This window comes from Psychrobacter sp. DWR1-2-3 (assembly GCF_049896465.1).
GTDB lineage: Bacteria > Pseudomonadota > Gammaproteobacteria > Pseudomonadales > Moraxellaceae > Psychrobacter > Psychrobacter maritimus.
The window spans coordinates 511,975-532,935 of sequence record NZ_JAFCUJ010000001.1 but is presented as its reverse complement, the minus strand read 5'-3'; the positions used below and the strand labels follow the sequence as shown (position 1 = coordinate 532,935).

Genomic DNA, 20,961 nt, shown 5'->3' with positions numbered 1-20,961 from the left:
TTAGAATAGTCGGTTTCCTATGCTGCTAAGCATATTCAAAGTAAGCAGCACGTTTCATTTTTAATTGGGCGCATTATGTCAGACAATACCACGACTGCTACAGCAAGCATAAAGTCGAGCAAAAATTCTCAAAACATACCAGTTGCGGCTGCTATTGATACCGCGACGCTATTGATTAAATGCCGCGATCAAGCAGGTATCGTACAAGCCGTATCTGAGTTTATTCATCGTTATGGCGGCAATATTATTACTCTCGATCAGTATTCAACCGCTCACGAAGGTGGTCAATATTTTATGCGTTTGGAGTTTGCGTTAGCAGGCTTGAGCGAAATTATGGATAATTTTGAAGCCAGCTTTGGGCATACGGTGGCTAAGCGCCACAATATGGCGTGGCGCTTACATAACAATGCGATTAAAACCAAGGTTGGCATCTTAGTATCAAAGTTCGACCATGCCTTGTTAGATTTACTGTGGCGGCATCAGCGCGGATTATTGGATTGCGAGATTACGTCTGTCGTTAGTAACCATGAGGACTTGCGCCAAGCGGTAGAAAACTTTGGCATTACTTTCCATTATGTGCCAGTGACTAAGGATAATAAAGACGAGGCGGAAGAGCGGATTCATACCTTGATGGCAGGCAATGATTTGTTGGTATTAGCGCGTTATATGCAGATTTTATCATCTGATTTTGTTAAACGTTGGCCGATGCAAGTTATCAATATTCATCACTCGTTTCTGCCCGCCTTTGTTGGTGCGGATCCTTATCGTCAGGCTTATGAGAAAGGCGTCAAGCTTATCGGAGCGACCGCGCACTATGTTACAGCCGAGCTTGACCAAGGCCCTATCATTGAGCAAGACGTACATCGTGTGACTCACCGCCAAGGGGTGACAGAGTTACGTGCTATTGGCCGTGATATCGAGCGCAATGTCTTGGCACGCGCGGTGAATTGGCATGTACAAAACCGCGTGATTGTGGCGGGTAATAAGACCGTGGTTTTTAATTAGCTTTATGTTAAAACGGTTTTAAACCGGAATAAGAGCGCAAAAAAAGGCCGCTAGTATTAGTATTTAATACTGGCGGCCTTTTTTTCATTAGAATGCTGCTGCAAAATTGAATTTATAACAGCATCTCTAACACAAACTTGCTACCGACAAAGCCAATTGCTAATAGAATAAACGCATAAATGGTCATGTTTGCAGCGCGTTTTCCACGCCATCCTGCCCGCCAATTGCCTAATAATAGCGCGCCAAATAGCAGCCACGATAGGACGCTAAATACCGTTTTATGGGCAAGGTGCTGTGCCATCAAGTCTTCTACATAAACAAAACCAATCCCTAGCGCGATACTGAGCAAGACAAAGCCGACCAAGAGCATGTCGAACAACAAGCTTTCCATGCTCTGTAGCGACGGCAGTTTATTCACCCAAAAGCGATGAATCGATTGGTGCTTGAGCTCGCGTATTTGCAAGCGTAAAAATAGCGCTTGCAGCGCCGCCATCAGCAGCACACAATAGGCGGCAAGCGATAGTAGGATATGCGCTTCAAGCCCGACACTGATATCCGTGATGGGACGATAAGGCGCGCGGCCGATATAACCGACAATCATCCCGACTAGTGCCGTCGGTGCTGCTAAAATACCAAGACTGACAATAGGGCGGTATAAGCTAAAAATAACATAGAAAAATAAGAAAAATAAACTGATCAGGCTAATGATGTTAAATAGATTGAAATTTAGCCCGTATAGCGTGACCACATGCGGATAAAGTAATGCTGCATGTGCCAGCATACCGACAACCAATAAACCTAAGCTCACGCCTTTGTGGATAGGTTTGTCCTGAATCAGCGCCCAACCAATGTAGATGCTGACCAAAATATAAACCATGCCAGCCAGTAAAAATGCAAGTTGCAAGATAAAAAACCTCATCTCATGATGAGCGCAAAATCGCCGCTCAATTGAATGCTAAAATGGTATTATCAGAATGATTAGAATAATCATCCAATTTATCATAAAATGGCAAGCAATTGAGTGCCATCTTACGGATTGATTATAAGCACTTGTAGGACAGTAGCGCTAAAATTTAGTATTTATTGGCTATAAAATTAAATAGTCAGCTTTATTTAACCCTACATTTGAAAACTGTCATTTGCAAAACGACTATAAGCTTTGCAGCGCCTTAATGCTATAGTATTGATACTGTGCTGCTTTTTATAATGATTTTTATAAAAACGCCACCTCATATGCTATAGCACATCTTAATAAGAGTTATCAGCAATTAACGCTGAACCAAGTTTAACGACGTATTGTTGTCACAATTTTTTTACCAAGAATTGCTTTTATCAAGAATTGTTTTCACTAAGAATTATTTTAATTGAGAGTCATTTATGTTTGATACCTTAACAGAACGCTTATCGTCGAGCCTGCGTAATATCGTCGGCACTGGGCAGTTGACCGAAGATAATATTAAAGATACCTTGCGCGAAGTGCGTATGGCGCTGTTAGAAGCCGACGTCGCGCTACCGGTCACCCGTGATTTTGTGAAGCGGGTAAAAGAGCAAGCGCTTGGTGCGGAAGTGCTGAAAGAATTGGCGCCAGGACAAGCATTTGTCAAAATCGTCCACGATGAGCTGACCGAAATGATGGGTAGCGCCAATCAGCAGCTTGAAATGACTGGTAAACCGCCCGTTGTTTATTTATTAGCGGGTTTGCAAGGTGCGGGTAAAACCACCACGGCTGGTAAATTGGCGAAATTCTTACAAGAACGCCATAAGAAAAAAGTGATGCTAGTTTCTGCTGACGTTTACCGCCCAGCGGCAATTGCCCAGCTTGAGCAAGTAGCAGGGCAGGTAAATGCCAAGTTCGTCAATTCAACTAGCGACGAAAACCCAATTGATATCGCCTTACGTGCTATCGAAGAAGCGAAAATTCAGTATCAAGATATTTTGATTATTGATACCGCCGGTCGTTTGGCTATCGACGAAGCCATGATGGAGGAAATCAAAGCGCTTACCGCGGCGGTCAATCCATCTGAGACGCTATTTGTCGTTGATGCGATGACCGGTCAAGATGCGGCCAATACTGCCAAAGCCTTTAACGATGCGCTGCCATTAACAGGTGTTATTTTAACCAAGACTGACGGTGATGCTCGCGGCGGCGCGGCATTGTCTGTACGTGCGATTACCGGCAAGCCGATTAAGTTTTTAGGTCGCGGTGAAAAACTAGACGCGCTAGAGCTTTTCCACCCTGAACGTATCGCTCAGCGTATCCTTGGTATGGGTGACGTCTTAAGTTTAGTTGAAGAAGTCGAGCAAAAAATCGACCGTGATAAAGCCGAAAAAATGGCGAAAAAGATGCAAAAGGGCGGTGAGTTCGACCTTGAGGATCTATTAACCCAGTTTCAGCAAATGAAAAGCATGGGCGGCATGGCAGGCTTTTTAGATAAGATGCCAGGTATGGGCGGCTCTGATATGCAAAAAGCCGTCGAAGAAGCCAAGCCAGAAGAAAAAGTACGTGAGATGGAAGCCTTGATTAACTCAATGACGCCATTTGAGCGTAAAAACCCAGATAAAATCAATCCAAGCCGTAAGCGCCGTATCGCCGCAGGTTCTGGTCGTGAGATTCAAGACGTCAATCGCTTGCTCAAGCAGCACAAGCAAATGGCAAAAATGATGAAGATGATTTCTAAGCCAGAAGGCATCAGTAAAATGATGAAATCGATGCAAGGATTGATGGGCGGCGGCGCTGGAGCGGGTGGCGGTGGTCCATTATTCGGCGGTGGCGGTGGCGGTCAGCAAGGTGGTGTTAAAGATGTAAACCCACAGCAAATGGCAAAGCAGATGGGACTCGACCCAAACAACATGCCAAGCACTGAAGAAATGCAAAAGCAGATGCAAGAGTTGCAAAATCAAGGCCCGAAAAAATTTAAAACACGCTTTTAAATAATGGCTGACTGTATTAGCAGTCACTATTAGCAAGTGCTTTTAACAAAAACCTCAAATCTATATAGGCTTTGAGGTTTTTTTAGGTCTCTCTTATTTAGACAAGTTCTTATTAATAAAGTATGAAAAAGGTAGAAATTAATAAAATTCGCTTATCCTAAATGCTATGATAGGCGCTGTTTTATGATGCCAAGCGAATAAGCCGAGGTGATGATGTTTTTAGCAATGGATACCGTATTTGATCAGTGTTCGATCGCAATTTTAGATGCCAATGGGCAAGTGCTGTCGAGCCATACTGAAACGGGTAAACGCCAGCAGACCCAGCAAATTCTGCCGATGATTGATGCGGCATTGTCCGAGGCTAATCTGCGTCTTGCTGATATAAAAGCATTGATATTCAACCGTGGCCCGGGTGCATTTAGTGGTATACGAATCAATACGGCGGTGGTGCAAGCGCTATCTGTCGCACATGACATTCCTTGTGTGGGTGTCTCAAGCTTACAAGCAATTGCCCAATGTGCGTATAAAAAGTACGGTTTGACCCAAGTTTATAGCGCGCTTGATGCGCGTATGCAGCAAGTTTATTTTGGCCAGTACTCAATTTTAGGCGATGTAGCAGACAATTCTATCATGCAGCCAGTGTTGGCTACTGATAGCGATAGCACCGAGCAGCTGCTTGATTATGATAGCCAAACAGCGCTTAATTTGCCTATCGTCGGTAATGGTGCGCCGCTATTAAAAGCGTATGATGAACAAGTATGCCATGAAGATGTCTGGCCAGATGCGGTGGTGATTGGGCAATTGGGTATCGCCCAATTCATGAATGTTGGTGGTACTGATGCCGCCAATGCGTTACCAAGATATCTGCGCAACCAAGCATGGAAAACACTGAAAGAACAGGGTAAGGCTTAGTTTTTGCTTTATACCATAAGATATGTGTAATGACTAAATACCTAGCATCAAGAAAATACAAACGATTATAAAAGCAACGATCATATAGGACAGCCGATAGCGCTGTCTTTTTAGGGAAGCAACTGTGGATATACTGTTATTAATCCAAGCGGTCATCATGGGTATCGTTGAAGGTATCACTGAGTTTTTACCCATCTCTAGTACGGGATATTTGATTTTATCCGCGGATTTGATGGGCTTTTGGACCAAAGAAAAGGTTGATTTGTTTGTGGTGGTAGTCCAGCTTGGCGCTATCTTAGCAGTCATTTATGATTACTGGGGCAGACTATGGCAAGCGCTCTTGGGGCTGCTGACCGGTAAAGCGGACGGCATGAGTAACCCAAGACAGTTGGGTTTAAGCTTAATTGTCGCGACCATTCCGGTGATGATTGTTGGTTTTACCTTCTCTGATGAGATTAAGACGTATTTGTTTAACCCTATCGTCGTGGCAATTATGCTGATTGTTGGCGGTTTGCTGATATTTTATGTAGAAAATCGCCCTAAAACGATTATCGCGCAAGAAGCAGAAGACGTCAGCCTAAAAACGGCATTGATGATTGGTTTGATGCAGTGTCTGGCCTTAATACCAGGAACATCACGCTCAGGTGCCACTATTATTGGCGCACTGTGGCTTGGCGTCTCACGCAAGGCTTCGGCGGAGTTCTCCTTCTTTTTAGGTATTCCAGTCATTGTCGGTGCGGCATTGTTAGATTTGCTAAAACATGGTGATGTATTGACCAGTAGTGAAGATTGGCTAGTGTTAGGTATCGGCACCGTGGTATCGTTTATTGTTGCCTTACTTTGTATTCGCCTATTGGTTGCTTGGGTTAGCCGTCGTGACTTCAAAATCTTTGCATGGCTACGCATTGTGACGGGCGTCATCGTATTGGTTGCCGCTTGGGGTTTTGGTTATCAAATGGCAGGCTAAGATTTATAGTGGCATAGTTTTTGATGCTAATACCCGTACTTTTAACTACTAGAAAGGAATGGCAGTTAATATGACCACTGTGAAGCCAATACCGACCGCTCATATTAACTGCCAGCTATTTTATGTTAGTGAGTCGCAGGCAGGTCAAGTCGAGAACTTGAAGATGCTTATAGCTGAGCATGCGCTACCCATTATTTTAGATATTGAGCTGTTTCCCGATAAGCTCAATCAAAAACGTCGCCAGCAATTAAGCGAAACCTCTACTCAACCTATTCTCTTGTTAGATGAGAAAAACAAACTTTCATGGCTGAGTGATGGTCTCAGTGTCGCACCTGAATGGGATAAGCTACAACGCCGGGTGGTGAGTGCAGGGCGTAAGTCTGAGTTATTATTACAAGCTGCTAAAATTACATCGGATAGTACGGTCATTGATGCGACCGCAGGCTTTGGGCATGACAGCTTAATATTGGCCAGTACTGGTGCTCAAGTTACCATGCTTGAGCAGCAGCCCCTGATGGCGCTATTGTTGCTGGCAGAACAGCAGCGTATGAGTACGCTGCCAAATTGGCAAAAGCTGATGAGCCGTCTACAGATTATCAATACTGATGCGCTTAGTTATTTTCCAAAACTACAAGCTGAGTCGGTCAATGCTATTAAAGAAAATGATGCGAAAGTAGTTGATGTAATATATCTGGATCCTATGTTTCCAGAAGACAGCTATCAAGATAGCAAAACGGGTAAAGGCGCTAAAGTGGGCAAGCATATGCAAGCCTTGCACCAATTGGCTCGCCCGCCAACATCAGAAGAAGAGCTGCAATTGCTACAAAGTGCGCAAGCGGTGGTCAGTCAACATGCTCAAAGACAAGGCCGCGTAGTCGTCAAGCGCCCGCAGCTTGCGCCGTTACTTGCAAATCAACAACCGAGTGAGAGCTGGCATAATGAAGCGGTACGTTTTGATGGTTATTTTGTTTGATGGCTGTGTTAAATAGGCGCTTTTAATAAATACTTTCTATGTTATGAATGGCCTCGGTTAATCAGGTTACGTATTTAGAATACAAAGATTTAGAAGTGGTGGATTTAATAGTAATGGATTCAGGAGAAAAGGATGTCAACGATTATAATTTGGGTCATTGGTGCAGGCTTATTACTGATGAATATTGCGTTGCGAACAGAAGTTTTACAGCTCAAAGCCCACCTAAAAGCGCTTAGGAATCCAAAAGAACAAATGGACTACTTACGGCAGCAAGCAAAGCTTAGCCAAAATAATAAGATGGCATCCATTAAGGCATTACGTAAGCAATATCCTGAGTTGTCGCTCATTGAAGCCAACAACTTATGGCAACAAATTCAGTAGTTCACTAATTCGTTCATCCGATTCCATAGCCTGCAAAAAAGTATATAAAATTCCTATAGATGATAATAAAAAACCATGACATTTAACGACAAATTACAAGCCTACCTGCAATTAACGCGCTTTGATAAACCCGTAGGTATAGAGCTATTACTCTGGCCGACGCTTTGGGGTGTAATGCTGGCGGCGATGGGTCAGGCGCAGCAGCAAGGGGCAACGGCAGGTTTGCCGAGTCTAAAGGTATTTGTAATTTTTGCACTGGGCGCGATTTTTATGCGGGCGGCAGGCTGTGCAATCAATGACTTTGCTGACCGCAAGGTCGATGGTCATGTCAGCCGCACCAAAGGCCGTCCATTAGCGGACGGGCGCTTATCTGCTAAAGAAGCCATTGCTGCATTCTTAATATTGGTATTACTTAGTGCCAGTTTGCTGTTCTTTTTACCTATTGCCGTTTTTTACTGGTCGCTTGGCGCCGTTATATTGGCGTTTATTTATCCATTTATGAAGCGTTTTACCCATTTGCCGCAAGTGTTTTTGGCCGCGGCATTTGGGTGGGCGATACCGATGGCCTATGTCGCGATACAAGGCGCGCCTGATATCTGGTGTTGGCTATTGTTTATCGCTTATATGTGTTGGACAGTGGCTTATGATACCCAGTACGCGATGGCGGATCGTGAGGATGATTTAAAAATTGGCGTCAAATCAACAGCGATATTATTTGGTCGCTACGATGTGATTATCATCTCGCTGCTACAAACTGTATTTTTACTTATTATGGGTGCGGTTATGTGGCATTACTTTGCGCCGACCAGTGTAGGCGTGATACCGGTATTTGGTTTGGCGTTAGTGGCGATGATGTTTGCCAAGCAAAACAGCGCTTGTGCCACCCGTCAAGCTTTGGCATGTTTTCAGGCGTTTTTAGCCAATATATGGGTAGGACGTTACGTCTTTGCTTTTATCGCAATCGCTTGCCTATGGACGACTTTTAATGGATAACTTTAAGAAGCTCTCAAAGTCAAAAGCGAAAAAGGGTGCTGCTATTAATGCGCCTGTTATTGATTATCAGGCAAAGCTTGCTGAGCATGGGTTAACGCGTGAGCAGGTTATCGCGACCGAGCGTAAACTGGCTAAGTTTGCCAATACCATGGATTCCCTCGTACGGGTGCCCTTTACCAAACAAGGCATGGGCGCCGATGCGGCGCTTTCGACCATTCCGCTAGCAGGTGATTTGGCAGGATTGGCGTTGACCAGCTATGCCTTTATATTAGGTCGGCAGTTGGGCGTCCCTGCGCATAAAATGACGCCTGCTGTTAGATTGGCACTGATTGATATGGTGGTTGGCATCGTACCTGGTATTGGTACCGTGCTCGATATTTTTATTCGCCCTAGTCGCAAGACATTGAGCATCGTGCATGAGCATCTACACGATGAATACGGCATCACCGAAACCATGCATATGGATCGACCGTTTTTGCATCAATCATTGGAAGATAAGCAGCAGCAAAGTCGCTTTGCGTTCTTTTGGCGCAACCCTGTCGTTGCTTGGTTATATCTGCACATTCCTGACCTATTGGGATTAATCGTTATTGTGGTTATCGGCTGGGGCTTATGGGCGATGATGAGCTGGCTGGTCAGTCTGTTTGGCAAAACCACTGGTTTTGGCTAAAGGTAAAGCAGAGCAAAAAGGCGGCAAATATTAATGATATTTGCCGCCTTTTTTATGGCTGAATTTATTACCTTTAACGAATTTCGAGCCAAGTTTTTATTGATAACATTATTCGGAGATAACTTCTGCTTCTACACTAATGGCCTCAAAGCTCGTTGTTTTATTGTTTTGAATAAGATCAATGCTGCTACCACCGCCATGACTGACCAGCTGAATACTGCCATCGTTTGAGCGATAAGTAGGGTTATTGCCTTGGCCTTCTGGCGCACTCAAGGTCATTTTTGGTTTGTTTGGTAAGGTAACGATAGCGTTAAGCACGCCTTTTTCTGAGGTTTCAAAGATGACAAATAACGTCTCACCAGTGGCGCTGCGATAGTTAACATCAGTGATTTGCGCGCCTTTGATGGCTTGTTCTGGATTGGGCGCTATCGCGGCATTATTTGCTGAGGTGTCCGCTGCGTTAAGCTCGTTTTCCAATTCAGTTAAGCTCATATCTGCTTCTGCATTAACAGCAGACTTGTCAGTATCTTCATCAGCAACTTTCGGTGCATTAATATTAGAGCTTACTGGCGTCGTTTGGGTGGTTGCTTCAGCAGCAGTTTCATTAACGGTTTCAGGTTCGGGCGTCTTTTGGCAAGCATTCAGCAGTGATAGGCTTAAGAACGCAATAGAAAGCGCTTTAAGTGATGATTTTGATGTTGCCAAGGTAAAAATATCGGTTTTCATAATAGACAGCTATCCATTTATAATGGTTATTTAAGTATTTTAAGCTTTAAGGTTAGTCTAGCATTATTCTTCAAGTCGGCTTCTATACTGTTATAAATACATGCCCTAGCGTAACGTTAAATTGTTACCTTTTACGCTTTATGCAATCGCGCCCGATTGGGTGATAATCGCGCTAAGGTAACGGCAGATAAAGGCGCAAAGCAGCCTAACATCATATCTGCTAATGCTTCGGCGCATATCGGTGCTAGTGCATAACCTTTTGCTCCCATGGCGGAGAGCGTCCAAATGCGGCGGCTTTGCGCAAGTCGTCCGACCAAGGGATGATAGTCAATCGTTTGCGTGCGTACACCGGCGCGCGCTTGCCATGCGCTGGTATCGTCTGGCAAGACATTGCTTAATTCAGGAATATCCTCAAGCAATTTGTCATAATTCTGCTGATTTTCTTCACCACGGATATCAATGCTGGCGTCAGCATCTACAAAGCTGGCACCCAGTAAAAACTGCGGCTGATTGTCGCTAATATTATTTACCTCGGCATCACCGATTTGCCCGATAAAGGGCGCGCAATAACCACTATATTTGAGCGGTAATTTAGGCAGAGCAGCGACCTGCTCAGCAGTGGGCGTAAACCAAGATAATTGCCCGCGAATGGTACGGCATTCAACGATACGTTTATCTAGTTGATGGCTCTCATACGCGGCGCAAATAACGACATTGTCAGCGCAGATAGTAATAGAGCTTTGATTATTATTACCGCCACTTTCTTTATCACCAGTCACCATAACTTTATCTGCAGTCTCTTTGATATCGGTAACGCTAAGCTGCTGATAATTGATATTTGGGTGTTTAAGAATGACGGTTTTTAGCGCTTGTGGATTGACCAAACCAGATTGTGGTAAATATAAATTGTCCGCTAAGTCTTTAGCTTTTAAGCCGCTTAATTGCCGCGCTTCTGCAATCGTAATCGTAGTTGCCATCTCATTGGGATAATCGGCAATTTGCGCCGTGCCAATATTGGTTTTTATCAGCAAATCTAACGTACCTGTTTGCTCAAGTATCGGCGGCGTTTGCTGCAGCTCTGCTTGCTGATTAAAATAACGATACAGCCTGCCGCTATAGAGATAGCCGATAGAATGCAGGTGCTCATAAACATGATGAATGGGTGTCATGTTCGGCGCGAGGAGGGCGCGCGGATTGCCAGAAGCCCCAGCAAGTGGGGCGACTTTATCTATTATGGTGACTGTCATACTGCGATTGGCCAGTGTCCAAGCAGTGAGTAGTCCCGCAACGCCTGCGCCAATCACCACTGTATGGCTGAGAGGGTTTGGCAAAACGGAGAGATTGTTATCGTCATTCAGCGCTAAAGAATCAGTGTTGTCAGCCATAACTGCAGTCAGCATCTCACGCTTGCGTCCAAAACCTTTCACCTTATTAATCTCGAAGCCATGAGTTTGTAACCCACGCTTGACGATACCAGCACAGCTATAAGTGGCAGCAGTAGTGCCAATACGTGATAAGCACTGCATCTGGGTAAATATCGACTCTGCCCACAAGGTCTCATTACAAGAAGGCGCGAAACCATCTAAAAACCAAGCATCAATATAAGGGCGTTTAATAGCCGAATCATTATCTAAAATATCTGAGGGATCTAACGCACCTAAGCTTGCCAAACTATCGCCCGCATCGCCTAACCAAATATCAAGCGTGATATTATCGTCAATAAAATTTAGTCGATGACAGCCCGCAATAAGCGGCGGGTAGTTGGCTAAAAGTTGCTCAATCAATTTAGCAAGTTCGGGGGCGCGCTGTGCCCATAAAGCGAGTATCTGCGTTAAGTCGTTAAGCGGAATGGGGTATTTTTCAGTGGTGATAAAGTGTAAGCGTGCGCTTGTTAAATGCGGCTTTTTAGCACGAAGCTCATGCCAAAGCTGCCATGTCGCCAAAAAATTCAAGCCCGTACCAAAGCCCAATTCAGCAACAGTAAAGCATTGCTTGTCGGCAAGGTTTACTAGGCGCTCGGGTAATAGGTTATGGGCTAAAAATACATGGCGGGATTCTGCCAAGCCATCAGCGTGCGAGAAATAGACATCGCCAAACTCCCCTGATACTGGCACTTGATTGCCAGCATCATCGGTTTGCCATGCAATCTTAGCAGGGGTAATCACGTTTGGCGGTTCGGGTTTTTTAGGGGGTTTGGTGGCTTTATAAGGTTTATGCGCGGCGGAAGAGGTAGGCTTAGATATAGCTGATTTAGACTGAGGTTTAGACACAAATTTGGACATAAAGCATCACATTTATAGAGGATTTGCTACCAACGCTCGCGGCGAACAAACACCAACCACGAAATAAAAATCCCAACCAACAAGCTAATTAACACCGTAAATGCGCCATATAAAAATAATTGACCTTTGCTTTCATATACTAAAACGTTTACTTGCGTCTGTAAGTCATTGACTTGACGCTGAAGCTGGGCATTACGGCTAAGCAATTCTTGATTGGCCTCAGAGAGCGCTTTATTAGACGGTTGTAGCTGCGCGGCTAAGGTATCGTTAATATTGGTCGCAGGCTGAGCACTCGCAGTTGGGTTCGGTGCTATAGTAGACACCGTATTTGAGGCAGTATTTGGTAGCGCTAGTTGATTAACAGTATTGGGTGCTAATACAGCGTTAGGCGCTAGCGTAGCCGTTCCTGCCGCAGGATCATCATTGGTCACAGTTGGCGCTGCTTGTACCGATAGACTGGCAAGCAACAATAGGCTAGCAACACTAACGTTAGCAACACGGCCAAAAGCGCGCGCAATATCATGATGAGCGACATGATGAGTAACGTGATTAGAAACAGAATTATTTAATGACAATGCCCGCTCAATCACGATGCTGCTACCTTATTGGCTGGTTTATCTGCTGCGCTGTCAGTAGGTGCAGGCAAGGTCTGAACAAACGGCTTGATATCTACATGGCTATAGACGCCATCACGTAAATAAGGCTCAGCGCTTGCCCATGCTTGCGCGGCATCGAGGGAGTCAAAGTCAGCAATAATCAGGCTGCCTGACATCTCGCTTTTACCGTGTTCAATGGGCGTTGGACCCGCGATAATGAGTCGCTGCTCGCTTTGTAATACTTGCAGGCGGGCAACGTGTTCGGCGCGCGTCACCTGACGTTGTGCGCTGCTACCAGCAACATCGTGACCGATAATGGCAAATAAGGACATGGGGCTTCCTCAAGTAAATAGTATGAATAAAGCGCTAATAACCAGAATAAAAAATAATGATGATATGTCTCATTATACTTTTAAATCATATATTATGATTAAACCAGCTTTTACGATTAAACTAGGTCTTATAATTAAACCAGCTTTTATTTAGTGGTTTTGTCGGTTAACGCTGGATTGAGATGATTTTTCAACAACGCAAATTGGGCAACCACGAATACCAACATAATCGGAATCCAGCCGTAGGTTTTGAAGTTAATCCAAGCCTCATCAGACATAGTGAATGCCGTGATATAATGCAGAACGCCCATAAAGGCAAAAAACAATGCCCAAGCGACGGTCAGTTTCTTCCAGCCACTCAGCGTGAGTGAAAACACCTCTTTCATGGCCAGTTGCATCAGTGGTTTATTAATCGCCGCACTGACCAATAGCGTTAAGGCAAAGATACCGTTGATAATAGGTGATTTCCAACGCAAATAGATGTCGTCACGCAATAGCAGCGTACCACCGCAAAAAACGATGGTTAATAATAAAACGACCCACTGCTGTTTATCAAATTTGCCTTTTTGACGCACAAAATGGATGGCATAAATAATAATAGTGGCAACGAGCAATGCGCCTGCCGCCGCTAAAATGCCACTGTAACGCGCGGCAATAAAAAAAGCGATCAACGGAATGAAGTCTAATAAGGCTTTCATAGCAAATAGGATGTCCAACAAAAAACGTATGGGGTAGTTTACACGTCTACTGCCGCAAAAAAAAGCAATCAACCTGATAATCGTCCGATATGCCCTCGATATGTTATTGATATGCTGTTGCTATGCCATGCCTTCGCCGTTTTTAGCTCGTTTTACTGATAATATAGTTAGTATCACCAGTATATTTAAATGAACAACACATTCAAAACCTTAAGGCCAGCTTTATGAAAATCGACTTACATTGCCACAGTACTTGCTCTGATGGCACCTATGCGCCGACCGAGGTGGTACAGCGTGCTCATAACGCTGGCATTAATGTACTGGCGCTGACTGATCATGATACCTTAATGGGTATCGATGAGGCACGCGCGGCGGCTGAGGCCTGCGATATACAGTTAATCAATGGGGTTGAGATTAGCTGCGAGCACACGCTAAGCGGCGGCTACGGTAAAAATAAATCCACCAATAAAATCATCCATGTCCTTGGACTTGATTTTACCGATCGTGAAAAAATGCACGCCACCTTGCAACAATTGCAAGACAGCCGTGCCACGCGCGGTCAACGGATTACTGAAAAACTCAGTGAGCTATTACATATTAATTACGATGAGTTATGGCAAGCTGTACTCGATAAAGCAGGCGGTAATCCACAAGCGGTAGGGCGTGCGCATATTGGTCAAGTGTTGTTTGAGCGCGGCGCCGTAAAAACCGTACAAAAAGCCTTTGATAAATACTTGGCGGATAATAAGCCAGCTTATGTGGCGATTGAAGCATTAACAATGCAGCATGGTATCGAGCTGATTCATGCTTGCGGCGGCAAGGCGGTATTGGCGCACCCAACGCGCTACCAGCTTTCGGCCACCCGTGTACGTAAACTGATTGAAGAGTTTGCACGGCTTGGCGGTGATGCTTGTGAATTACCAGCGAATAGCGAACCGGTTAGTACCCGTAGAATGGTCGATCGCAGTATTGCTGAACACCAGCTAGCCGCCTCTATCGGTAGCGACTTTCATGGCAGTAATATGCCGTGGCGACGTTTGGGTGACGTGCCGAACCTTCACTCTGAACAGCAGGGCATTTGGCAGTCGTTTGCGACATTGGCTTAGTTAAAATGATAAGTCGATACTGTGACTCGGCATTGTAAATTGACCATATAATTAAAAATCATTATTAAAAAACATAGGTCAAAATGAGGTGTCAGATACTGACGCATAAATCACTTAAACAGATTGATAATTAAAAGAAAAATTGCCACACTAAATGCGTCAGTTTAGATCTAACATAAATCATCTTTTTACTTTTTTTATTTGGTTTTAGCTCAATAACTTTCATTATCTGCGGTAGCCCATTATGGCTGTATCGATATCTCATCTAGGCTACAGAAAACTCTCGCGAGTGATTTTTGAGTGGCAAGCTGCTGATAGGGCATCGCTGCTGGCATTGTTTATTTTGCTGGAAGTGTCATCGCATTGGCTATGGTGTTTATTTGTCTGGTGGCGCCAAGATATCTATGGCTCCTACGTAAATATGGATGTGCTGTATCCCTTGTGGATTGGGCTCACCTTGATGGTCCTGTTTTTTTCTTGGATGGTTAGCCGCTTATCGCCGATTAGAAAAGACACGGATTCGTTATATAAGTGGCAAGCCATAATCGTCACGCTTTATAGCCTTTATATTGCCGTGGTCATTTTAGTCATGGGTCACAGTAGTTTGGTCGCGGGAGTATCACTCGTTGGCGGCGCGATGTTAGGTATGATGCTTATACGTCGCCGCTATGTCTGGAAAGCCTTTTTGGGTCATATCGTCCTGATTTTCCTGGTCACTTTGGTTCCCTATTTTGGCTTGACGATACCCAATCTACGTCAAATGACGATGAGCTCTTTTCCTTTAGATGGCTATAGCTATCTTACTTATAGCGAGATGACATCAATTGAAAATGCCATTTCTGCGTCGATTTTTAAAAATGGAATCTTGAGTTGGGAGACCTTTAATCAACTGCGTTTGTCTTCAGCATTTTTTTGGCGCACCACCCATATTTATATGGCGCTGCCAAAGGCAATTTTTATCATTTATATGTTTCGCACGCTGCTATTGATATTGGATAACAGTAAAGCTGAGATTATGCAGTATGCCAATCAAGATGAATTGACCCAGTTAAAAAGCCGCCGTTATGGTTTGACGCAGATGCAGCAAGCGCTGCTCGCAATGGGAGATAAGCAAGATTTTAGCGTGATTTTATTGGATTTAGATTGGTTTAAAAATATCAATGACAACTATGGTCACGACGTTGGCGACCAAGTACTGTCTGAGGTTGCTCAGACGCTACTAAAATCTTTATCAGAAGAGAGCATTGTCAGTCGCTATGGCGGCGAAGAGTTTTTGATTGTGCTACCCGATACCCAGCATGATAGTGCCATGACCATTGCGAAGCAGCTGCGCCAAGATATTGCGCAACATGTCATCAAGAGCGATGATGGAACGGATTTTAATATAACTGCCAGTATAGGGGTTTATACCCTGACCCATGAGGAGCGCGCCCGTATTCAGAGTGAATATAGGGCCTTGGCATTAGAAGAAAGTTCGCAGCCGCTTGCGGAAACGCAGAAATCTCGTAGGCAAGAGGCCGATATTAATAAAGCCCGTACCGACAAAACCAGCATCAATAAAGCTAGCACCAACAAAGCCAGTACGCAAAAAGAAAGCTCACAAAAAACCCGCGCCCAAAAAAGAATCTCTCATAGAAGAAAACGCGCTGCCACAGAAATATTAAAGGCGCAGCTGCCGAGCGATATTTGTCAGCGCTTAATCTGCATTGCTGATAAAGCCTTATATGAGGCAAAAGATCGTGGTCGCAATCAAGTGGTCAGCGCCAATGCTGTGCTAGCGGCAGAGAAAGATAAGATTGCCGTCCTTTATGCTACTAGCTAATAACTTTGAGCAACTTTCGCTACTAGCTAATCATCTGCAATTTAATTGCTTACATACATTACATAAGCATTTAGATAGCCATTCATTCTGATTTTTAAATCGTTATTGATGCTGTGTTTAGATTGTGAACCAAACTTGAAAGCACACTGGTCGCAAAGCTACCTGTCGTTAAGGTAAAGCTCAGCACCAATATAGGCTCATTATCTATGTCCTGCCATTCCCAACTTAATCCTTCAATCGGTAATCTTAGCGCTCGTCGTTGTGCTTTGATATCGCGCTTCTCTAAGCCTGTAGCTAGCTGATGTAATAATGGGTCGTTTTGCACAATCTCATTTTCGATAGCGGCTGCTACGCCGCTGACTTTATCATTACCCACGCCCCATAACACAGCAGTCGGATGAATATCGCCGCTGGCAAGTCGCGCTTGTAAAGTATCATCTATTTCTTTACTGGCAAATATCGAGCCTGAGCCATCTAAGTTAAATACTTCACCTGTGAGTCCATCATTCCAACTACCATCGCGTACTCGCGCTGCCAATATCTCATTAAATATCAAGCTACGCGCAGCAGACAGCTCCATGCTATTTTGCTCGCGCGGCGCTTGTTTGCGTTTGCTCTTTTTGGGCTGCGGACGACTTTCTGGCGCTGGACGGGCAAATAATGCCAATGCTTCTCTGACATTATTACCATTACGACCAAAGCGCTGTGGGCCAAAATAATTGGGCACGCCCGTTATGCTGATATTGGCTAAATGCTGCTCGACAGCACTTTTGTCACTTTCTTTAGCCGGTAAATCCTGCTCGGACGCTGTAACTTCTAAGTCCGCAAACTGGATATCTCGTAAAGTAATGATAAATTGATTGGCTCTATGCGTACCGCGATTGAGCTTTTTATTATGCCACTGCTGCGCAAGGATAGTGAGCGATTCGTTGGCGCTAATATCTACTGGGGCAAATTCAGACTCTGGTAATTGCTTCTTAGGTATCCGCAGGCTAAACCACTGTGTCGTCAGCGCATGACGGTCTTTAAGCCCTGAGTAACCAACATCGCGCAGTGGAATCTCTGCCCATTCTGATAGCAGCTTGGCAAGATAGGCGGTATTCATGCCCAGCTTTTCAATATGCAGCCATAAGTGCTCACCTTCGCCCGTAAAGTCGAGCGGCAATATCTCATTAACCACAAAATCTGTGGCAAGGGCTTTATAAGTTGCTTGTGCTAAAGGTGGCGGCGTCGGCTGCGGTAATTTAGCCGTGTCAGTAGCGGTGCTAATATCGAAGCCTGCGATATCAAATGTCTTATCATCAAGCGTTTCGTTATTAAGTAAGTCGTTATTTAAATCGTCTTGAGAATTTGCGCTCAGGTTTGCATTGTCGTCTTGAGAAGTCATAAAGGCATCTTTTTTTGATTATAGGTTTTAACGTAAAGTGGTCGAGATATGTATTAAAGGTTTAAAAGGCATTAAAGATTTAAAAGTCAAAATTACGTTTTGCAACGCAGGCAGCATACAAATAAACAGCGCCTGTCAAATGGGCTTGCTACTATCAAGGTATCTGATTTTTTAAATCGCGTATTTCTATCGGTATTGATTGATTTAATCAGCTGACATTAATACGTTTTCAGCAGGAATTTTTTAGCATGAACCAATAACGATCAATATTAAATGTTAAGGATAACTTATGAGCAATGCAACGATTCATACCGTCACCATTAGCAAAGCCGACATTCCAAATGGTGGCATGAAATCCTATAAACAGGATGACGATAGTATCATTTTAATCACGCGTGATGAGGACGAATTTAGCGCCTTTGATGGTAAATGTCCGCATGCTGGCGCAGATTTGGGCGCAGGCTTACGCTGTGGCAATCGCGTTATTTGCCCGTGGCATCATGGCAGCTTTGATAGTCGCGATGGCACGTTATTAGAGCCGGTCGCTATGCGCGGCTTGACCCAGTATGAGCTGACCGATGAGGGCGATAGCTTAATCGTCAATACCGCCGCAAAGATAGATAAGCGCGTGGCCAATGACAAAATGACGGATACCCATACCATTATTGTTGGCGGCGGCGGTGCGGGCTTTATGACGGCCAATCAGCTGCGCCATACCGGTTATGGCGGCAAGATTACCTTAATTAGCCAAGACGATAAAGCCCCTTATAATCGTCCTTTATTATCCAAAATGTTTTTGGCGGGTAAAATGGATGAGAAATATTTAATGCTTGGTGGTGCTAACTGGGCACGTAACAATGATATCGATTTGCGCTTAAACCAAACGGTGAGCGAAATATTACCTAATGAGCGCACAATTGTCATCACAGATGCAGATGGTAAAAGCGAGCAACGAACGGCGGACTTCTTAGTGGTAGCGACAGGCGCTGAGCCCAAAATACCACCTTTTAAAGGTGCGGAGCTTGATGGCGTTTATACGCTACGTAGCATGGATGATGCCAAAGAAATTAAAAGTGCCAGTGATAATAAGCATGTCGTTATCGTCGGCACCGGTTTTATAGGTATGGAAGTGGCATCGGCGTTAATGGAGGCAGGGAAGGCTGCCTCCATCACTGTCGTTGGACGTAGTCGCCGTGTGATGGCGAATATCGTTTCTGAAGCCGTTAGTAATGCTTTAATCAAACTGCATGAGGATAAAGGCGTTAACTTTGCCTTTGGTGCGGGCGTTAATGAAATCAATGCTGGCGAAAACAGTACTGACAATAAAAGCGCTAAAGTTAGTAGCGTTACCCTATCAGATGGCAGCACGCTTGCCGCCGATATGGTGATTTTAGGAACGGGTGTCGCACCGCTTATTGAGCTATTAAATGAGGTAAACGCGCCAGATGGTGTGCAAGTTGACGAGCATTTGCAATTGCGTGACGGCGTCTATGCACTCGGTGATATCGCTAAAGCGACCAATCAAATGGGACGTATGCGTATCGAGCATTGGCGCGTAGCGTTGCAACATGGTTTAGTCACAGCAGCTGCTATCTTAAATGAAGATAATGTGGATTCGTTAGCGGAGCGTATTCCTTTCTTTTGGACAGGGCAGTATGGCAAAAGCCTACGCTATAGCGGACATGCGGCCACGCCTGATAATGGCATTTTATTTGGCTCACCTGATAACCTTGACTATATCGAATATTATTTTGACGATGATGGGGAGGACACGCGAGCCAGTGCCGCAAGCTCGCTCGGACGTGACAAAGAGCTGATTGCCTTCTCTGAGCTACTCCGCCGTGGTCATGCGCCAACGCGCGCCCAAATTAAGGCAGGATTTGATATTATCGAGCAGGCACAGGTGTTGTCGCGCTAGCATTTAGACGGTCATAAGGTTTACTATAAAGGCTGGCTTGGTTATTCAGGTCAGCCTTTTATACGATAGCTTTTATAATAAATAAACGGAAAAGGAAAACCGATGTTATGAGTACAGACCACATTAATAAAGAAACACTGAATAAAGAAGCCTTTAATAAAAAACCATTAAATAAAACAACCGTATTTTTACGTCAAGCTGAGGCAAGTGATATTGATGCACTTGAACAATTGCTAAATCGCTGTTATCGGCAAGCGGAAGGCTGGACCAATGAAGCAGATTTAATCGGCGGTATTCGCACCACCAAAGACGAGCTGTTAGCCGTTATTGCTGACCCCAAACATTACGTTTTTATTTATCCAAAAACCACGACAGGTGAACGTGATGGTAAAGAAACAGGTGAGTTATTAGGCTGTATCGCGGTCGATATAAAGGACAAGGCTGAGATAAGTAAGAGCGCTGGCAATAAAAAAGCCTATATCGGTATGTTTGCCGTCCTGCCTGAGCTACAAGGACATGGCGTCGGTCATCAAATATTACAGGCGGCTGAGACGTTTGCGCAGCGGCACTTACAATCAAGTACGCCAACGCCTGATAAACATCCTGCGCGTCTGACCATGTCTATTTTAAGTCATCGTCCTGAGCTTTTGGCCTATTATCAGCGCCGCGGTTATCAATTAAATGGTAATAGCATGCCGTTTCCCGTCGATGGTAATAATGGCGAACCCAAACGTCAAGACTTGAAATTACTAGAATTAGAAAAGCTCGTGAGTCAATAATAAGCCAATTAGGCTTATTAACCTCAATTCAGCCAGCTAAACTCACTTCAACTGAATCCAAAGTAATTAACCCCGCAGCAATCAACCCCAAAAACGTCCAAAGGTCATAAATAGCCCGACACTCAATAGTAGAAATGCCACGATAATTAAGCGCTTAAACCAGTTAAAAGCGGGCAAGCGCGTGGCGTTATCATCAGACATCAAGTAAGCAAACAAGCAAATCAAGCTTGCGACCAAGGTCATAATGCCCAGACCAATCGGTAATATGGAAACATACATCTGCCACACAAGCATCTCGCAACGGTCATTATTAAGCGCATCATAGCAGTATCGCGATTGTACTGTCAGCATTAAGCATTAGCTGCACTTTAATATTTACATCTTATTTCCCTACGAAATTTATTTATAATAAGGTTAAGTAGGCTTTCTAAAATTAAGTTGGGTTTTTAGACATAATTCTGTATAGTGAAGTAACATTACAGA

Annotated in this window: 20 protein-coding genes; 12 read left to right on the top strand and 8 right to left on the bottom strand. The window is 44.4% G+C overall.

Features of this window, described 5'->3' with window-relative positions:
• The first annotated feature begins 75 nt into the window (after nucleotides 1-75).
• Complete coding sequence (purU, locus tag ACP7AA_RS02150) at nucleotides 76-1,005, top strand: formyltetrahydrofolate deformylase (protein WP_426222509.1); 930 nt, start codon at nucleotides 76-78, stop codon at nucleotides 1,003-1,005.
• Nucleotides 1,006-1,117: 112 nt separating this feature from the next.
• Here the strand turns inward: purU and ACP7AA_RS02145 are convergent, their stop codons facing one another.
• A complete protein-coding gene (locus ACP7AA_RS02145) occupies nucleotides 1,118-1,924 on the bottom strand; it encodes a cytochrome C assembly family protein (RefSeq protein WP_201563273.1) in 807 nt (268 codons plus the stop codon).
• Between the two features lie 458 nt (nucleotides 1,925-2,382).
• On the opposite strand from ACP7AA_RS02145, the gene ffh reads away from it, so the two are divergent.
• The 7 genes from ffh (at nucleotide 2,383) to ACP7AA_RS02110 (ending at nucleotide 8,832) form a co-directional block, all read left to right on the top strand.
• Nucleotides 2,383-3,936, top strand: a complete 1,554-nt coding sequence (gene ffh / locus ACP7AA_RS02140; protein ID WP_426222508.1) for a signal recognition particle protein — start codon at nucleotides 2,383-2,385, stop codon at nucleotides 3,934-3,936.
• A gap of 213 nt (nucleotides 3,937-4,149) precedes the next feature.
• On the top strand, nucleotides 4,150-4,848 hold the full coding sequence (gene tsaB / locus ACP7AA_RS02135) for a tRNA (adenosine(37)-N6)-threonylcarbamoyltransferase complex dimerization subunit type 1 TsaB (protein ID WP_426222634.1): 699 nt from the start codon (nucleotides 4,150-4,152) through the stop codon (nucleotides 4,846-4,848).
• A 124-nt stretch (nucleotides 4,849-4,972) separates the two neighbouring features.
• Nucleotides 4,973-5,815 carry an undecaprenyl-diphosphate phosphatase gene (locus tag ACP7AA_RS02130; RefSeq protein ID WP_298908897.1) on the top strand — a complete coding sequence of 281 codons (843 nt, stop codon included), beginning with the start codon at nucleotides 4,973-4,975 and terminating at the stop codon, nucleotides 5,813-5,815.
• Nucleotides 5,816-5,885: 70 nt separating this feature from the next.
• The gene (locus ACP7AA_RS02125; protein WP_298908899.1) at nucleotides 5,886-6,788 is read left to right on the top strand and encodes a class I SAM-dependent methyltransferase; all 903 of its coding nucleotides are present in this window, start codon (nucleotides 5,886-5,888) and stop codon (nucleotides 6,786-6,788) included.
• 132 nt (nucleotides 6,789-6,920) lie between these two features.
• The gene (locus tag ACP7AA_RS02120; RefSeq protein WP_068403940.1) at nucleotides 6,921-7,169 is read left to right on the top strand and encodes a hypothetical protein; all 249 of its coding nucleotides are present in this window, start codon (nucleotides 6,921-6,923) and stop codon (nucleotides 7,167-7,169) included.
• A gap of 75 nt (nucleotides 7,170-7,244) precedes the next feature.
• Nucleotides 7,245-8,162 (top strand): 4-hydroxybenzoate octaprenyltransferase, encoded by a 918-nt coding sequence (gene ubiA, locus ACP7AA_RS02115; RefSeq protein ID WP_426222507.1) that lies wholly within the window; start codon nucleotides 7,245-7,247, stop codon nucleotides 8,160-8,162.
• Nucleotides 8,155-8,832 carry a DUF4112 domain-containing protein gene (locus ACP7AA_RS02110; RefSeq protein WP_426222506.1) on the top strand — a complete coding sequence of 226 codons (678 nt, stop codon included), beginning with the start codon at nucleotides 8,155-8,157 and terminating at the stop codon, nucleotides 8,830-8,832. The genes ubiA and ACP7AA_RS02110 overlap by 8 nt, the downstream gene beginning before the upstream one ends.
• A 108-nt stretch (nucleotides 8,833-8,940) precedes the next feature.
• Here ACP7AA_RS02110 and ACP7AA_RS02105 read toward each other — a convergent pair whose 3' ends face one another.
• The 5 genes from ACP7AA_RS02105 to ispZ form a co-directional block, all read right to left on the bottom strand.
• Nucleotides 8,941-9,558: a hypothetical protein gene (locus ACP7AA_RS02105; protein ID WP_426222505.1), complete on the bottom strand. Its 618-nt coding sequence runs from the start codon at nucleotides 9,556-9,558 to the stop codon at nucleotides 8,941-8,943.
• A 131-nt stretch (nucleotides 9,559-9,689) separates the two neighbouring features.
• The gene (gene mnmD / locus ACP7AA_RS02100) at nucleotides 9,690-11,840 is read right to left on the bottom strand and encodes a tRNA (5-methylaminomethyl-2-thiouridine)(34)-methyltransferase MnmD (protein WP_426222504.1); all 2,151 of its coding nucleotides are present in this window, start codon (nucleotides 11,838-11,840) and stop codon (nucleotides 9,690-9,692) included.
• Between the two features lie 26 nt (nucleotides 11,841-11,866).
• Entirely contained in the window at nucleotides 11,867-12,430 is a 564-nt protein-coding gene (locus ACP7AA_RS02095) for a hypothetical protein (RefSeq protein WP_426222503.1), read from the bottom strand.
• Nucleotides 12,427-12,768, bottom strand: coding sequence for a YciI family protein (locus tag ACP7AA_RS02090; RefSeq protein ID WP_201563257.1), 342 nt, complete (start codon nucleotides 12,766-12,768; stop codon nucleotides 12,427-12,429). Before ACP7AA_RS02090 ends, ACP7AA_RS02095 begins: the two co-directional genes overlap by 4 nt.
• A 146-nt stretch (nucleotides 12,769-12,914) precedes the next feature.
• Entirely contained in the window at nucleotides 12,915-13,466 is a 552-nt protein-coding gene (gene ispZ, locus ACP7AA_RS02085) for a septation protein IspZ (RefSeq protein ID WP_201563255.1), read from the bottom strand.
• A gap of 224 nt (nucleotides 13,467-13,690) precedes the next feature.
• Between ispZ and ACP7AA_RS02080 the strand changes: the two genes are divergently transcribed.
• Nucleotides 13,691-14,572 (top strand): PHP domain-containing protein, encoded by an 882-nt coding sequence (locus ACP7AA_RS02080; RefSeq protein ID WP_426222502.1) that lies wholly within the window; start codon nucleotides 13,691-13,693, stop codon nucleotides 14,570-14,572.
• Between the two features lie 244 nt (nucleotides 14,573-14,816).
• On the top strand, nucleotides 14,817-16,394 hold the full coding sequence (locus ACP7AA_RS02075) for a diguanylate cyclase (RefSeq protein WP_426222501.1): 1,578 nt from the start codon (nucleotides 14,817-14,819) through the stop codon (nucleotides 16,392-16,394).
• Between the two features lie 94 nt (nucleotides 16,395-16,488).
• Here ACP7AA_RS02075 and truD read toward each other — a convergent pair whose 3' ends face one another.
• A complete protein-coding gene (gene truD, locus ACP7AA_RS02070) occupies nucleotides 16,489-17,781 on the bottom strand; it encodes a tRNA pseudouridine(13) synthase TruD (protein ID WP_426222500.1) in 1,293 nt (430 codons plus the stop codon).
• Between the two features lie 289 nt (nucleotides 17,782-18,070).
• On the opposite strand from truD, the gene ACP7AA_RS02065 reads away from it, so the two are divergent.
• Together ACP7AA_RS02065 and ACP7AA_RS02060 are read left to right on the top strand one after the other, a co-directional pair.
• On the top strand, nucleotides 18,071-19,699 hold the full coding sequence (locus ACP7AA_RS02065; protein ID WP_426222499.1) for an FAD-dependent oxidoreductase: 1,629 nt from the start codon (nucleotides 18,071-18,073) through the stop codon (nucleotides 19,697-19,699).
• A 107-nt stretch (nucleotides 19,700-19,806) separates the two neighbouring features.
• Nucleotides 19,807-20,478: a GNAT family N-acetyltransferase gene (locus tag ACP7AA_RS02060; protein WP_426222498.1), complete on the top strand. Its 672-nt coding sequence runs from the start codon at nucleotides 19,807-19,809 to the stop codon at nucleotides 20,476-20,478.
• Nucleotides 20,479-20,559: 81 nt separating this feature from the next.
• Here the strand turns inward: ACP7AA_RS02060 and ACP7AA_RS02055 are convergent, their stop codons facing one another.
• Nucleotides 20,560-20,829, bottom strand: a complete 270-nt coding sequence (locus ACP7AA_RS02055) for a hypothetical protein (protein WP_227670855.1) — start codon at nucleotides 20,827-20,829, stop codon at nucleotides 20,560-20,562.
• Between the last annotated feature and the right edge of the window lie 132 nt (nucleotides 20,830-20,961).